The sequence below is a fragment of the Patulibacter brassicae genome (assembly GCF_033949425.1).
Lineage (GTDB): Bacteria > Actinomycetota > Thermoleophilia > Solirubrobacterales > Solirubrobacteraceae > Patulibacter > Patulibacter brassicae.
Map to the genome: position 1 here is coordinate 19,175 of NZ_JAXAVX010000017.1, position 13,074 is coordinate 32,248.

General features: G+C 77.8%; 11 protein-coding genes and 1 riboswitch. Of the genes, 5 read left to right on the forward strand and 6 right to left on the reverse strand.

What is annotated here, in order from left to right:
- Window positions 1-75 precede the first annotated feature (75 nt).
- The gene (locus SK069_RS18650) at window positions 76-2,961 is read left to right on the forward strand and encodes an ATP-binding protein (RefSeq protein WP_319955772.1); all 2,886 of its coding nucleotides are present in this window, start codon (window positions 76-78) and stop codon (window positions 2,959-2,961) included.
- Between the two features lie 3 nt (window positions 2,962-2,964).
- Here SK069_RS18650 and SK069_RS18655 read toward each other — a convergent pair whose 3' ends face one another.
- Genes SK069_RS18655 through SK069_RS18670 form a run of 4 tightly spaced genes read right to left on the reverse strand, consistent with a single transcriptional unit; the run spans window position 2,965 to window position 8,291 of the window.
- Window positions 2,965-3,552, reverse strand: coding sequence for a 2-hydroxychromene-2-carboxylate isomerase (locus tag SK069_RS18655; protein WP_319955773.1), 588 nt, complete (start codon window positions 3,550-3,552; stop codon window positions 2,965-2,967).
- A 54-nt stretch (window positions 3,553-3,606) separates the two neighbouring features.
- Window positions 3,607-4,227 carry a TetR/AcrR family transcriptional regulator gene (locus SK069_RS18660; protein WP_319955774.1) on the reverse strand — a complete coding sequence of 207 codons (621 nt, stop codon included), beginning with the start codon at window positions 4,225-4,227 and terminating at the stop codon, window positions 3,607-3,609.
- 2 nt (window positions 4,228-4,229) lie between these two features.
- Window positions 4,230-6,218 (reverse strand): MFS transporter, encoded by a 1,989-nt coding sequence (locus SK069_RS18665; RefSeq protein WP_319955775.1) that lies wholly within the window; start codon window positions 6,216-6,218, stop codon window positions 4,230-4,232.
- A 6-nt stretch (window positions 6,219-6,224) separates the two neighbouring features.
- Window positions 6,225-8,291, reverse strand: coding sequence for an MMPL family transporter (locus SK069_RS18670; RefSeq protein ID WP_319955776.1), 2,067 nt, complete (start codon window positions 8,289-8,291; stop codon window positions 6,225-6,227).
- A 112-nt stretch (window positions 8,292-8,403) separates the two neighbouring features.
- Between SK069_RS18670 and SK069_RS18675 the strand changes: the two genes are divergently transcribed.
- The 3 genes from SK069_RS18675 to SK069_RS18685 all read left to right on the forward strand — a co-directional run bounded on the left by SK069_RS18675 (window position 8,404) and on the right by SK069_RS18685 (window position 10,825).
- Window positions 8,404-9,627, forward strand: a complete 1,224-nt coding sequence (locus SK069_RS18675; protein WP_319955777.1) for a GNAT family N-acetyltransferase — start codon at window positions 8,404-8,406, stop codon at window positions 9,625-9,627.
- Between the two features lie 81 nt (window positions 9,628-9,708).
- Window positions 9,709-9,777: riboswitch (cobalamin riboswitch) on the forward strand.
- A 55-nt stretch (window positions 9,778-9,832) separates the two neighbouring features.
- The gene (locus tag SK069_RS18680; protein WP_319955778.1) at window positions 9,833-10,054 is read left to right on the forward strand and encodes a CbtB domain-containing protein; all 222 of its coding nucleotides are present in this window, start codon (window positions 9,833-9,835) and stop codon (window positions 10,052-10,054) included.
- Between the two features lie 12 nt (window positions 10,055-10,066).
- Window positions 10,067-10,825 carry a CbtA family protein gene (locus SK069_RS18685; protein ID WP_319955779.1) on the forward strand — a complete coding sequence of 253 codons (759 nt, stop codon included), beginning with the start codon at window positions 10,067-10,069 and terminating at the stop codon, window positions 10,823-10,825.
- Between the two features lie 72 nt (window positions 10,826-10,897).
- Here SK069_RS18685 and SK069_RS18690 read toward each other — a convergent pair whose 3' ends face one another.
- Window positions 10,898-11,521: a hypothetical protein gene (locus SK069_RS18690; protein ID WP_319955780.1), complete on the reverse strand. Its 624-nt coding sequence runs from the start codon at window positions 11,519-11,521 to the stop codon at window positions 10,898-10,900.
- A gap of 97 nt (window positions 11,522-11,618) precedes the next feature.
- On the opposite strand from SK069_RS18690, the gene SK069_RS18695 reads away from it, so the two are divergent.
- A complete protein-coding gene (locus SK069_RS18695; RefSeq protein ID WP_319955781.1) occupies window positions 11,619-11,882 on the forward strand; it encodes a hypothetical protein in 264 nt (87 codons plus the stop codon).
- A 26-nt stretch (window positions 11,883-11,908) separates the two neighbouring features.
- Here SK069_RS18695 and SK069_RS18700 read toward each other — a convergent pair whose 3' ends face one another.
- Complete coding sequence (locus SK069_RS18700) at window positions 11,909-13,057, reverse strand: SGNH/GDSL hydrolase family protein (RefSeq protein ID WP_319955782.1); 1,149 nt, start codon at window positions 13,055-13,057, stop codon at window positions 11,909-11,911.
- Between the last annotated feature and the right edge of the window lie 17 nt (window positions 13,058-13,074).

The following is a 13,074-nucleotide window of genomic DNA, read 5'->3' on the forward strand; positions in this document are numbered from 1 at the left end:
TTCCCTCACGTCGTCCCTCACCGCGTCCCTCAGCTTCACCCTCACCCGGGTGGAGACGGCCGATAGGGTCGCGACGTGCTCGACGACGTCCCCCTCGTCGCACGCGAGCGGCAGCTCGCACGTGCCACCGGCGTCCTCGCCGACGAGGGACCCTGGGCCGTGCAGGTCGCCGGCCCGGCCGGGATGGGCAAGAGCCGCCTGCTGCGCGAGCTGCGCACGATCGCCGAGAGCCGGGGCCACCTCGTCCTGCCGGGGCGCGCGGCCGACTTCGACGCCGAGCCGGCGTTCGGGATCGTCCGCCACGCGCTGGAGGACTGGCTCCGTGCTCTGCCGGTCGCCGAGCGCGAGCGGCTCGTCGCCGACGACGCGCACGAGCTCGCCGCGGTGCTGCCGACCGCCGGCGGCCCCGGCTCCGACGATCCGCTCACCGCCCAGGAGCGCCACCGGGGCTACGACGCGCTGCGACGCCTCCTGCACCGCGCGGCGGAGCAGCGGCCGGTACTGCTCGTGCTCGACGACGTGCACTGGGCCGACGCCGCGTCGATCGAGCTGCTGGCCCACCTCCACGCGCGTCCGCCGCGCGGGGCCGTGGGCGTCGTGCTCGGGTTCCGGCCCGCGCAGCTGCCGGCCCAGCTCGGGCGGGCCGCGGCGGCGGCCGTCCGCGAGGAGGAGGCGGTGCGGATCGACCTCGAGCCGCTGGACCTGCCGGCGGCGCTGCGCCTGCTCGGCGACGGGGTCCCCGAGCCGGTCGCGCGCCAGCTGCACCAGGAGAGCGGCGGCACGCCGTTCTTCCTCCTCGCCCTGGCACGGGCGTACCTGCAGGGCGAGCGGCGCGCCGGCCCGGCGCCGGACGGGGGTCACGTCCCCGACGCCGTCCGCGTCGCGCTCGCCGGGGAGCTCGAGTCCCTGCCCCCCGACGCGCTGCGCCTGCTCCGCGGCGCCGCGGTCGCCGGCGACCCGTGGGACGTGCTGACGGCGGCGCGCGCCGCGGAGCTCGACCCCGAGGCGGTCCCGTGGGCCCTCGAGGCCCTGCTGGCGTCCGGTCTCGCGCTGGCGAGCGAGACGCCGCGCGCGCTCGTCTTCCGTCACCCGATCGTCCGCGACGCGGTGCTCGCCGATGCCGGCGTCGCGTGGGCGGCGCGCGCGCACGGTCAGGTCGCGCGGCACCTCGAGGCGCACGGCGCGCCGCCGACCGCGCGCGCTCCGCACCTCGAGCGGTCGGCCCTGCCCGGCGACGCGGCGGCGATCGCCACGCTGCGCGCCGCCGGGGACGCCCTCGTGCGCCGCGCCCCGTCGCTGGCCGCCCGGTGGTTCGCCGCGGCCGCGACGCTCGTGCCCGAGGACCCCGCGTCGGCGCCGGAGCGCATCGCGCTGCGACTCCAGGAGGCGGAGGCGGCGACGAGCGCCGGCGAGCTGGAGCGCGGCAGCGCGGCGCTCGGGGCCGTCCTCGAGCTCCTGCCCGCCGACGACCCGCAGCGACCGGTCGTCGTGGCCCAGCGCGCCGGGGTCGAGCACCTGCTCGGCCGCCACCGCGATGCGCACGCCCGCCTGTCGACCGCGCGTGCCGGTGCGGGCCCGGGCACCGCGGCGGCGGTGCTGCTCGACCTCGAGCTCGCGGCCTGTGCCGGCTTCGAGACCCGGCCGCCGGAGATGCTCGAGCGGGCCCGTGCCGCGCGCGACGCCGCCGACGCGCTCGGTCGGCCGGAGCTCGCCGCTGCCGCCGCCGGGCAGATGGGGATGGCGAGCTACTTCCTCGGCGTCCCCCTGGACGAGGTGCTCGACGACGGTGCCCGGCGCTTCGCGGCGCTCGACGACGCCGAGCTCGCCGATCGCCTCGACCTCGGCCTCTGGCTCGGCTGGACCGAGGCGGTGTGCGAGCGCCACGAGGCGTCGCTGGCGACGACCGATCGCGTCCTGCGCGTCGTGCGCGAGACCGGCCGGGGCTCGTCGCTGCTGCTCACCCGGACCGCGGCCGCGTGGTCGCTGCTGCGCCTCGGGCGGCTCGCCGAGGCCGAGCGGATGATCGACGCGGCGATCGAGACCGGGCGCGTGACGCGCAACCTCTTCCTCTCGGTCTCCCTCGGGCAGCGCGCGATCCTGCGCCTCGCCCAGGGGCGCGTCGTGGACGCGGTCGCCGACGGCGAGGAGTCGGTCCGGCTCGTCGCGCACGCCGATCCCGGGCTCATCCCGGGGATGAGCGGCTTCTACCTCGCCGCCCCGCTCCTCGCCGCCGGGCGCCACGGCGAGGCGCGCGCGGCGCTCCTGGCCCAGCTCGACGGCGATCACCTGCGGACCTCGCGGTCCGGCGAGGTGCCGGCGTGCGAGGTGCTCGTCCGCGCCGCGCTCGCCGACGGCGACCTCGCCGAGGCGCGGCGCTGGGCCGACCGGGCGGTGGCCGCGACCCACGGCGGCCACCTGCCGGCCGAGGACGCCCACGCTCAGCGCGCGGTGGCGGAGGTCGCGATCGTGGCCGGCGAGCCGGACGTCGCGGCGGAGCGCGCCATGGCCGCCGCCGCGCGCAGCGCCGCGGCGACCCTGCCGATCGAGGCGGGCCGGTGCGAGACCGTCGCCGGCCGCGCGCTCGCCGCTGCCGGCCGGCGCGACGAGGCGGCGGAGCTCCTGCGGCGCGCGGCGGATCGGCTCGGCGCGATCGGCGCCCTCGGGTGGAGCGACGCCGCGGACCTCGAGCTGCGCCGGCTGGGCCGCCGGCGTCGCACCGCCCCGCGCGGGACCAGCGCCGGCCTCGGCGCGCTGACCGAGCGCGAGCACCAGATCGCCCAGCTCGTCCGGGCCGGTCTGCGCAACCGCCAGATCGCGGACCGCCTGTACATCAGCGAGAAGACCGTCGAGCGGACGCTCTCGGCCGCGTTCGCGAAGCTCGGCGTCGGCAACCGCGCCGCGCTCGCCGCGGCGCTCGCCGACGCGCGCGTGCCGGCGGGCGACCACCGCGCGACCCGCTGACCGTCACGCGTGAGCGTTCCGCGCGCGCAGGATCGCCGCGGCGTCCTCGAGCCGGTCGTCGCCCCACAGGCGGAACGGCCCGACGCTCACGGTCGGGACGCCGTAGACGCCCTCGGCGAGCGCGCGGTCGGTCGCCGCGCGGAGCGCGTCCTTCACCGCCGGCTCGGCCGCCCCGGCGAGACCCGCCCGCGCGTCGAGGCCCGCCGCGCGCAGCGCCTCGCCGACGTCGCCGGGGTCGCTCAGCGGGCGCCCTGCGGCGAACTGCAGCTCCATCGCGGCCCGGGCGTAGGCGATGCCCTCGGCCGGCGATCGGCGCATCGCCCAGGTCGCCACCCGCATGGCGAGCAGGCCGTCGTTCGGCCACGGCTCCGGCCAGCGCACCGGCGGCAGGCCGAGCGCGGCGGCGCGCCGCTCGACCTCGGCGACGCCGCCGGCACGGTCGCCGGCCTGGGCCCACGACGCGCGACCGGTCGCCCGGAAGATCCCGCCGAGGAGCACCGGGACCCAGGTCACGGGGCCCAGCAGCGCCTCGACGCGGTGGGCGGCGAGGTACGCGTAGGGCGAGCCGACGTCGAAGTGGAAGCGGGGCACGGGCGGTCTCCGGTCGAACTTGTCGAGCAACAAGTTAGCGGACGCGCCGCGCCGTCAGCCGGAGGCGGGCAGGAGCCCGAGGACCGCGGAGGTGATGCGCGCGGCGTGCCGGTCCAGCGCCGCAGGATCGTCCGCGCGCACCCCGCGCGGCGCGAGGAACGTCTCCGCGTGGGCGAACCAGAACATCCCGAGCGCGAGGACCGTCAGCAGCACGTCGTCGACCGGGACCGGACGGCGCGCGGCCAGCCCGGCCAGCCCGTCCTCCATCGCCGTCGAGCGGTGCGGCGCGCGCCGCAGGCGCGCCGCACCGCCGACCGCCTCGCGCTCGACGATCGCCACGAACGCCGGACGGTCGCGCAGGAAGCCGAGGTAGGCGTCGACCGCCGACCGGATCGCGGCGGGCAGCGCCTCGTCGTCGACCGCGGCCAGCGCCGTCCACGTCGGGCGCAGCGCTGCCTCCCGGGCGTCGAAGAGGCGCTCGATCACCGCCGCGTACAGCGCGTCCTTGCCGCCGAAGAAGTACGCGGGCGCCTGTCGCGAGAGCCCCGCGGCGGCGCCGATCCGCGCGAGGCTCGCGGCGTCGTGCCCCTCCGCGGCGAAGAGCCGCTCCGCGGCCTCGAGGATCGCCGCGCGACTGCGGTCCGCGTCCCGCCCTCGCGCGGCGTGGTCCGCCATCGTCAGCCGCCGAGGATGTTGCGGACGAGATCCCCGAACCCGCCCTGCCCGCCCGTGATGGCGCCCTCCAGCAGCGAGATCGGGTCGCGCGGGTCGTGCCCGTAGCGTCGCTCGTAGGCGCGAGCGCGGTCCGGGTCCCCGATCGCGAGCGCCAGCTCCTCGCGGGAGGAGCCCCAGCGGCAGGCGGCGTTGTCCAGCCCGGAGAGCGCGGTGTCCTGCACGAAGCCCGACACTCCGCCGCTGCTCGGCAGCTGGCGGTCGGGGCACGGATCGGCGATGACGACCTCGGGCGGACGGGCCGACCGCGACATGAGCGCCTGGCCGCCGGCCACGGTGAGCCCGAGCACGACGACGAGCACGGCGAGCGTCGGGTGGCGCGCCGGCGCGGGCAGCACGAGCAGCGCGGCGAGCAGCGCGAGCGCGCCGGTGATGAGGAACGCCGGGACGAACGCCTCGTTGATCGCGCGCACGAGTGTCTCGTCGGCGCGCGTGGTGAGCGCCGCGTACGTGGCGGCCTGCTCGGGATCGGACGCGAACCGCGCCGCCTGCCCGTCGAGCGCGCCGCGCAGCGCGCCGCGCGGATCCTCGATCGACACCTCGCCGAGCGCGGGGGAGACGGCCTCGAGCTTCGGCTGCGGGGGGAGCTTCGCATCGAGGACGAGCGCGACGACCTGCAGCTCGGTCCGGTCGATCGTGCGGTCGAGCTGGGCCGCGGTCACGGGCGCCAGGATGAGCAGCGCGACGGTGATCCCGACGTGGCGCAGCGCGAGCAGCCGTCCCGCCTCGCGCGGCGTCCGCTCCGGGAGCAGCTCGCCGGCCATCGCGGGCAGCGCCATGCCCATCCCGACGCCGGCGAGGAGCTGCGGCAGGACGACCCACGCCGCGCCGACGGTCGGGAGGGTCGCGAGGGCGAGCACGCCGGCGCCGACGAGCCCCGATCCGGCGCACGCCCGCAGCCACGGGTCGCCGGGGATCCGCACGCCCGCGAGCGCGGCGAGCGGCAGGAGCGAGACGCCGACCGCCGCCTTCAGCGGCGACACCGCCCAGCCCGTGACGAGCAGGAGGACGAGGAGGAAGAGGACCGCGGTGAGCGCCGCCGCCAGCAGCGCGAGCGCGACGCCGACCCGCCACCGGTCCATGGTCGAGGCGACGGCCGCGGGCGCCTCGTCGCCGACCGTGACCGGCTCGCCGTCCCGCGTCGGGGCGGCCGGCACCCGCACGCGCGTCGCCGCGGTCGGGTCCTCGCCCGGGACGACGCGGGTCGGCGCGTCGTGACGCGCCGGGCGCGCGGTGGAGGCCCCGGGCCGCTCGGGCGGCAGGGGCCACGCGCGGTCGCGGGGTCCGGCGGGGCGCGTCGTCGGGGCCGGGTCGTCCGATCGACGCTCGCCCCGGCTCCCGACCGGCGTCGACGGGTCCAGCCGGGCCAGGCAGGCGAGCGCCGCCAGTGCCGCCACCGGCGCCTGGGCCAGGAAGATCGCCCGCCAGTCGAAGAGCTCGGTCAGCGCGCCGCCCAGCGGCGGGCCGATCGCGGTGCCGAAGACGGCGGCGGCGACCCACAGCGGATCCGGTCGCGTCGCGGGCCGCTCGCGGTGCAGCAGCCCGAACGCGCCGACGAGCGCCACGCCCGCGCCGATCGCCTGCGCCGCGCGCGCGGCGAGCAGGCCCGGCAGGGTGTCGGCGACCCCGCAGGCGAGGCACGCGAGCGCGAAGACCGTCATGCCGGCGGCCGCGAGCGGCCCCGACCCGAGCCGGCGCCGCAGCGGCACGGCGCCGAGCACGGCCGCGGCGAGGACGATCGTGTAGACGCCGATCACCGCGGCGACGCCGCTGACGTCGGTGTCCAGCCGCACGAGGATCTCGGGCAGCGCGAGCGTCACGATCGACGCGTCGGCGAGGGTCAGCGCGACGCCTGCGGCGATCACGAGCCGCGCGATCGATGCGAGGACGGAGCCGGCCCCGGGCCGGTTCGTGGTGCCGCCGAGGGCTGCCATCGTCCGTCAGTCTGACGGGACGCGGCGCGACCCGAACGGGGCCCACCAGTTCGCCCGGCCCAGCAGCACGACGAGCGCCGGCACGATGAGCGCCCGCACGACGGTCGCGTCGAGGATGATCCCCGCCGCGAGGCCGGTCGCGAGGATCCGCAGCTCCGTGCTCGGGGCAGCGCCGAGCGCGACGAACGCGAGGAAGAGGATGAGCGCGGCGACGGTCACGAGCCGCCCGGTCCGCCCCAGGCCGCCGATCACCGCCTGCTCCGTGGAGCCGGTCCGGTCGTGCTCCTCGCGCATCCGCGTGAGGATGAAGACCTCGTAGTCCATCGACAGGCCGTAGAGGAACGCGAAGATCGCCAGCGGGACCCAGGTCGTGATCGCGCCGGTGGCGGGCACGCCGCCGAGGAGCTCCGAGCCCACGCCCTCCTGCCAGACGAGGACCACGACGCCGAACGCCGCCGCGATCGAGAGGACGTTCAGGAGCACCGCCTTCAGCGGCAGCAGGATCGAGCGCAGCGCCCGCGCGAGCAGCGCGAACGTCAGCACCCCGATGAGCGCCACCATCCAGGGGAACGCCCCGTAGATGGCGTCGGTGAGGTCGCGGTCCTGGGCCGCGACGCCGCCGATCCGCACCGATCGCCCGTCGTCGAGCTCGCGCAGCGCGTCGAGCGTCGTCCGCCCGTCGTCCGACGCGCTGTCGGCCGCCGGCAGCACGAGGGCCAGCCGCTGCGGCCCGGAGCGCCACGGCGCGCCCGCGGGAGCGCGCACCGCGCGCACGCCGTCGACGGCGCGGGCCTGCCGAGCGAAGGCCGCGGCGCGGTCGTCGCCGACCACCGCCTCGACCGGCGTCAGCACGCCGTTGCCGATCCCCGCGCGCTCGAGCTGCACCAGCGCGGTGCGCGCCGATCCGGACGACGAGAGCGCGTCGACCGACGGCTGCCCGGGCCGCAGCCCGGTGGCCGTCCACGCGAGCGCCCCGACGAGCAGCAGGCCGGCGACGGCCGCCGGCCAGCGTCGCCGCACGACCCACGTGGACCATCGCGTCCACCCCCGACCGGCCTCGCGCTCGTGCCCGACGCGCCGGCGGTCCAGGCGCTGCCCGCTCCCGGCCAGGACACCCGGGAGCAGCGTCAGCACGACGAGGACGCTGACGAGCGGGATGAGGAGCCCGCCGTAGCCGATCGAGCGGATGAAGGGCACCGGGACGGCGAGGAGCGCCAGCAGCCCGATGGCGACCGTCGTCCCGCTCACGACGATCGCCCCACCGGCCGAGCGCATGGCGCGACGCACGGCCTCCTCGCCGTCGGCGCCCCGATCGCGCTCCTCCCGCCAGCGGACCACGAGCAGCAGCGAGTAGTCGATCGCCACCCCGAGGCCGATGAGGCCGACGAGGAACTGCACCACGAACGAGACCTCGGTCACGAGCACGAGCAGCCGCAGCAGCAGGAACGTCGTGAGGATGGAGGCCGCGGCCACGACGAGCGGCACGATCGCCAGCGGCGAGCCGAACACGAGGGCGAGCACGACGAGCGCCCCGAGGCCGCCGAGCAGCACCTCGACGAGCAGCCCGACGCCCTCTCCGCCGCCGTCGTCGTCGACCAGGGCCTCGAGGCCGGTGACGCGAACGGTCGTCCCGTCCCCGCTCGCGGCCGCCGCTGCGGCGCGCGCCTGCGCGAGCGCCCGCGGGTTCTCGTCGGGCGACGCGGATCCCGGAGGCGGCAGGACCACGGCGGCCGCGACGCGCCGGTCGGCGTCGCTCAGGCCGGGACCGCCGACGACCGACCGCCCTCCGTCGACCGCCGCGGCGACCCGTCCGAGCGCGCGCTCGGCGTCGGCCGCGGTCGCGTCGCCGGTGCGCTCGGCGACCAGGACGAGCGGCGGGACGAGGCCCCCGGAGCCGGCCTGCGCCACGATGGCGCGGTTGGCGTCGAACGCCGGGCGATCAGCGTCGAAGCTCGTCGAGAGGCGGTCGCCGAGGCTCGACGCCGCCCAGGCGCCCACGAGGGTCAGCACGACCCAGAGGGCGGCGATCGGCCGTCGGTGCGTCAGCACGAACGCGGTCCATCGGTCGCTCATCGAGTCCGCTCCTGCCCGCCGGGGCGCGTTGCCAACCACCTCGCGGGCTCGAACCGCGGGAACGGCGGCGAGGCCCCGGGAGACGCGCCCCGGCCGCGGTAGCGTGGACGGCGTGACGTCCTGGTCCCCCCGCCCGGCCGCCGCGGACGAGCTCGACGCGATGCTCGACGTCTGCGACGTCGCCTTCCATCGCGCGCAGACCCCGGCCGCGCGCGAGCGCAGCCGCTCGCGGGTCGAGCTGGACCGCACGCGGATCGTCGTCGAGGACGGCGCCGTCGTGGCGTCCTCCGGCGCGTGGACGCGGACGGTCTCGCTGCCCGGCGGCGGCACGCTGCCGATGGCGGGCATCACCCTCGTCTCGGTCCTGCCGACCCACCGTCGCCGGGGGCTCCTCAGCGCGATGATGGCCGCGCAGATCGAGGACGCGCGCGATCGCGGCGAGCCGCTCGCCGGGCTCTGGGCGTCGGAGGGCACGATCTACGGCCGGTTCGGGTTCGGCCCGGCGACGGCGACCCGGCGTACGGCGATCGCGCGCGGCGCCCCGCTGCGAACGCCGCCGACGGCGGCCGACGGCCCGATCCGGCTCGTCGCGACGGCCGACGCGCACCCGCTCCTCGCGCCGCTGCACGAGCGAGCGCGGGCCGACCGCGCGGGGATCGTCTCGCGCACCGCCGCCTGGTGGCGGCAGCGGATCCTGCTCGACGAGCCGCCCGGCGGCGAGCACAGCGCGCTGCACGTGGCCCTCCACGCGGACGGCTACGCGATCTACCGGGTCGTCGCGGCCGGCGATACCGGACCCGCCGCCGAGCCGACGGAGGTCGTCGTCCAGGCCGCCGAGCTCGTCGCGCTGACCCCGGGGGCCCGGCGGGCCCTGCTCGGCTTCCTCACGAGCATCGACCTCGCCACGCGCGTCGAGCTGCACGAGCGGCCCGTCGACGACGAGCTCGCCCTGCTCGTCGCGGCGCCGCAGGACCTGCGGGTCCTGCACGAGTCCGACGCCCTGTGGCTGCGGATCCTCGACCTGCCGGCGCTCGTGGCCGCCCGTGGCTGGGCCGCGGACGCCGCGCTCGTGGTCGAGATCAGGTCGGAGGACGCCGCCCTGGCCGGTCGCTGGCGGCTCGAGGTCGGACCGGACGGAGGAGCCGCGACCCGCACCGCCGGCGCCGCGGACGTCGTGCTGCGGGACCGCGATCTGGCCTCGATCGCGCTCGGGGGGACCTCGCCGATCGGCCTCCTCGCCGCCGGTCTCGCCGAGGAGCGTCGCGTCGGCGCGACGGCCGCGCTCGACCCCGCTGCGCGGACGCCGCGCGCGCCCTGGACGATCGACGTCTTCTGATCGGGGCGCGTGCGGTGGGCCCCCGCCCCTCGTCGAAGGACGCCGACGCCGGTATCATGCGCGCCCGACGCGTGGTGTCGCGAGGAAGCCGGTGCGAGTCCGGCGCGGTCGCGCCACTGTGAGGGCCCTCGGGCCCGGAGCCAGAGACTCCAGGCACCACGTGAATCCGAGGCCCGGGACGCGAGATCCCGAAGGAGACGACGACGTGAGCACCCCCACCGCCATCGAGCCAGCCGCCGAGCGCGCACCGATCCCGGTCGCCTCCCCGCGCGAGCTGCTCCCCTACTGGATCTTCGCCGGCATCGTCCTGATGTTCGCGATCTACTTCGTCGGGGCGGAGGAGGGCGCGACCGCCGTGTTCTCCGGCAGCGGCGTCCACGAGCTCGTGCACGACGCGCGACACCTGCTCGGCTTCCCCTGCCACTGAGCCCCCGCTGACATGGTCCGCACCCTGCTGGTGCGCGGGATGCTGGTCGGCCTCGTGGCCGGCCTGCTCGCGTTCGTCTGGGCGTATCTCGTCGGCGAGCCGCCGGTGAAGGCCGCGATCGCGGTCGAGGAGGCCGCCGCCGCGGCCGCCGGAGAGGTCGACAGCGCCCCGCCCGAGGTCAGCCGCGACGTGCAGAGCACGCTCGGCCTGCTGCTCGGCATCCTCATCTTCGCCACCGCCGTCGGGGGCTTCCTCGGCCTCGTCTTCGCGATGGTCTACGGCCGGATCGGCCAGCTGCGCGCCCGCGCCACCGCGCTCGTGCTCTGCTCGGCCGCGTTCGTCTGCATCGCGATCGTGCCGCTGACGAAGTACCCGGCCAACCCGCCGGCCGTCGGCAGCGGGGACACCATCGGCGAGCGGACGGGCTGGTTCTTCGTCCTCATCGTCATCGCGATCGTCGCCGCCGTCGCCGCGGGGCGCACGATCCGCGACCTGTCGCCCCGCTGGGGCGTCGGCAACGCCGTGGCCGCCGGCCTGACGCTCTTCGTCGGGCTGATCATCGTCGCCCACCTCGCGCTGCCGAACGAGAACGAGGTCGCCGCCCCGTTTCCGCCGCAGATCCTCTGGGACTTCCGGCTGGCGAACCTCGGGACCCAGGCGATCATCTGGGCCGCCCTGGCCTTCGGCTTCGGCCACGCCGCCGAGCGCGCGATCGCCGGTCAGCCGCTGCTCGGCCGTCGCGACCGAGCAGCCGCGACCTCCGCGGTCTGATCGCGCCCGTCGCCCGGCCAGTGGCCGGTCGACGGGACGCCGGGCGCGGCCGTCCTGGTCGCGCCGGGCTCGTCAGCTCCCGAACCGGCGCGAGCCGGCCACGCGCCACTGCCCGCCCTGACGCGCGAGCCGCACCGCGTAGCGGCGCCCGCCGGCCCGCACGAGCACGACCGCGCGGCGGTCGCGGTTCGTCAAGAGCGTCGTGAATCGCAGCCCGTGGCTGGACCGCGGCACGCCCGTCGCCGCGCTGCTGCGGACGTACCGCCCGTTCTTGCAGTTGGCCCGTCCGCCGAAGCGCTGCACGGTCCCGGTCGTCAGGAGCGAGCAGACGGCGGAGACGTCGCGCGAGCGCAGGGCGGCGTAGAAGTTCCGGACCGTCTTCTCGGCCGATGCCTCGAGCCGGCGCTGCGTCGCGGTGCGCGTCGGGCGCGTCGGCGCGGTCGCGACGGTCGGGACCGTGGGGCTCGGCACCTCGGCGGTGGCGACGGTCGGCGTCGTCGGGACCGTGGCGGTCGACGTCGGGGTGCTGGGGGTCGTCGCGGGTGGCGGCGTCGTCTGGACGACGACGACGGTCGTGGTCGTGCTGCCGCCGCACGCGGAGAGCGCGAGCGCCGCGCCTCCGGCGGCGAGCACCGCGCCGAGCGGGCGCAGGTGGCAGGGCAGCGACGATGGCCGGGGGGAGCCTGGGGTCTGCATCGGTCCTGACAGGCTCCCAGACGTCGCGGTCGCCCCACGAAACCTGCGGGTGCCCCTCCCGACGTGACGGCCGCGGCCGGTCGCGAGGCTGCCGGGGATGCCGGATCCGACGGTCACCGCCGCCTGGGGCTACGACGCGCGGCGCCGGCGGTGCCGCGTCGCCGGCGAGGTGACGCCGCGCGGGACCGGCGGGGTCGCGCTGCAGCGGCGCGCCGGCTCGCGGTGGCGCACGGTCACGACGTTCCCGATTCGCGGCACGACGTACGCCGGCTGGTTCTTGGGCCGCAAGCGGCAGCGCTACCGCGTCTCCTCCGCCGGCAGCGCGTCGCCCTGCCCGCCACGTCGCTCGAGCACCGCCTGACGCGTCGCTCCACGTGCGAGTGCTGATCAGCGCCGCGCCGCGAGCGCGGCGGCGGTGGCGACCGCGATGCCCGTGCCGGGGCGCCGGGGGATGGTGCGCGACAGGACGGCCGGTCGCAGTCCGGTCCCGTCGACGAGCCGCTCGACGACGGTCGCGAACGCGTCCATCCCCCGCCGGTTCGGGTGCAGGCTGCTGCCCAGGAACCCGAGGCCCTGGGCGACCGGCGCGCTGACCCACGCGTCCGGTCCGGCGCAGAGGTCGTGCCCGCGGCTGGGGCCGCGCAGGTCGACGTAGCGGACGGGGGCACCGGGGCGGTCGAGGTCGGCCACCGCGGCGCGCAGCGCTCCGTCGAGGGCGTCGAGCAGCGCGTTGACGTAGCGGACCTCGCCGGCCTCGAGGCTCCAGCCCAGGCCGAGCGGCCCGGCGCACCCCGCGCGGCCGCTCGTCGGCACGACCTGCGGGTACCCGACGAGCGCGATCGTCGCGTGCGGCGCGGCCTCGCGGATGGACGCCACCGCGGGGGCGAGCCGCGCGGTGGCACGGGCGGCGGTCACCTGCGCCGGGGTCGTCCAGCGGTCGTCCTCGCGCGCCCCGGCCAGCGGGGCGGCGAGCAGCTCCGCGACTCCGGTGGGCAGCAGCGCGGTCAGGCCCTCCGGCAGCAGCTGCGCGAGCGGTCCCACGCGGCGGCCGGGGCCGCAGGGCGGGCCCGACGCGACGCAGGCCGCGAGGATCGCCGAGAGCGCGTCGTGCGGGCGGCCGCTCCAGCTGTCGTTGCCGCCGGCGGTGAGGCTCACGGCCCGCGTCGCCGGCCCGAGGGCGCGCTCCTGCGTCGCCCAGCGAACCTGGTCCGGGATGCTGATCCCGGGCGCCTTCCCGCGGCGGACCGTCGCGCCCGCGCAGCTGTAGTCCGCCCAGTCTCCGCGACGCTCGGGGCCGAGCCCGAGGGCCGCCGCCAGGCGCGAGGCGTAGTTCACCGCCGAGCGTCCGCAGCCGGGCTCCCGGCTCGGCGCGAGACCGGGGCCCGAGGAGTACGAGTCGCCGAGCGCGACGTACCGCTTGCCGACCGGCGCGCCGGGGCCGGCCGCGCCGGCGGATCCGACGGCCGCCAGCACCGCGAGCAGCGCGGCGACGAGCACGAGCGCGGAACGGCCGGGAGCAGGGGCGACGCGGGACATCGGGGGACGCGGCCGGC

Coding starts and splice junctions, on each gene's coding strand:
- SK069_RS18660 (WP_319955774.1), bottom strand. CDS start 4,227: ATGGCGGACCACGCCGCGCGAGGGCGGGACGCGGACCGCAGTCGCGCG.
- SK069_RS18665 (WP_319955775.1), bottom strand. CDS start 6,218: ATGGCAGCCCTCGGCGGCACCACGAACCGGCCCGGGGCCGGCTCCGTC.
- SK069_RS18670 (WP_319955776.1), bottom strand. CDS start 8,291: ATGAGCGACCGATGGACCGCGTTCGTGCTGACGCACCGACGGCCGATC.
- SK069_RS18685 (WP_319955779.1), top strand. CDS start 10,067: ATGGTCCGCACCCTGCTGGTGCGCGGGATGCTGGTCGGCCTCGTGGCC.
- SK069_RS18690 (WP_319955780.1), bottom strand. CDS start 11,521: ATGCAGACCCCAGGCTCCCCCCGGCCATCGTCGCTGCCCTGCCACCTG.
- SK069_RS18695 (WP_319955781.1), top strand. CDS start 11,619: ATGCCGGATCCGACGGTCACCGCCGCCTGGGGCTACGACGCGCGGCGC.
- SK069_RS18700 (WP_319955782.1), bottom strand. CDS start 13,057: ATGTCCCGCGTCGCCCCTGCTCCCGGCCGTTCCGCGCTCGTGCTCGTC.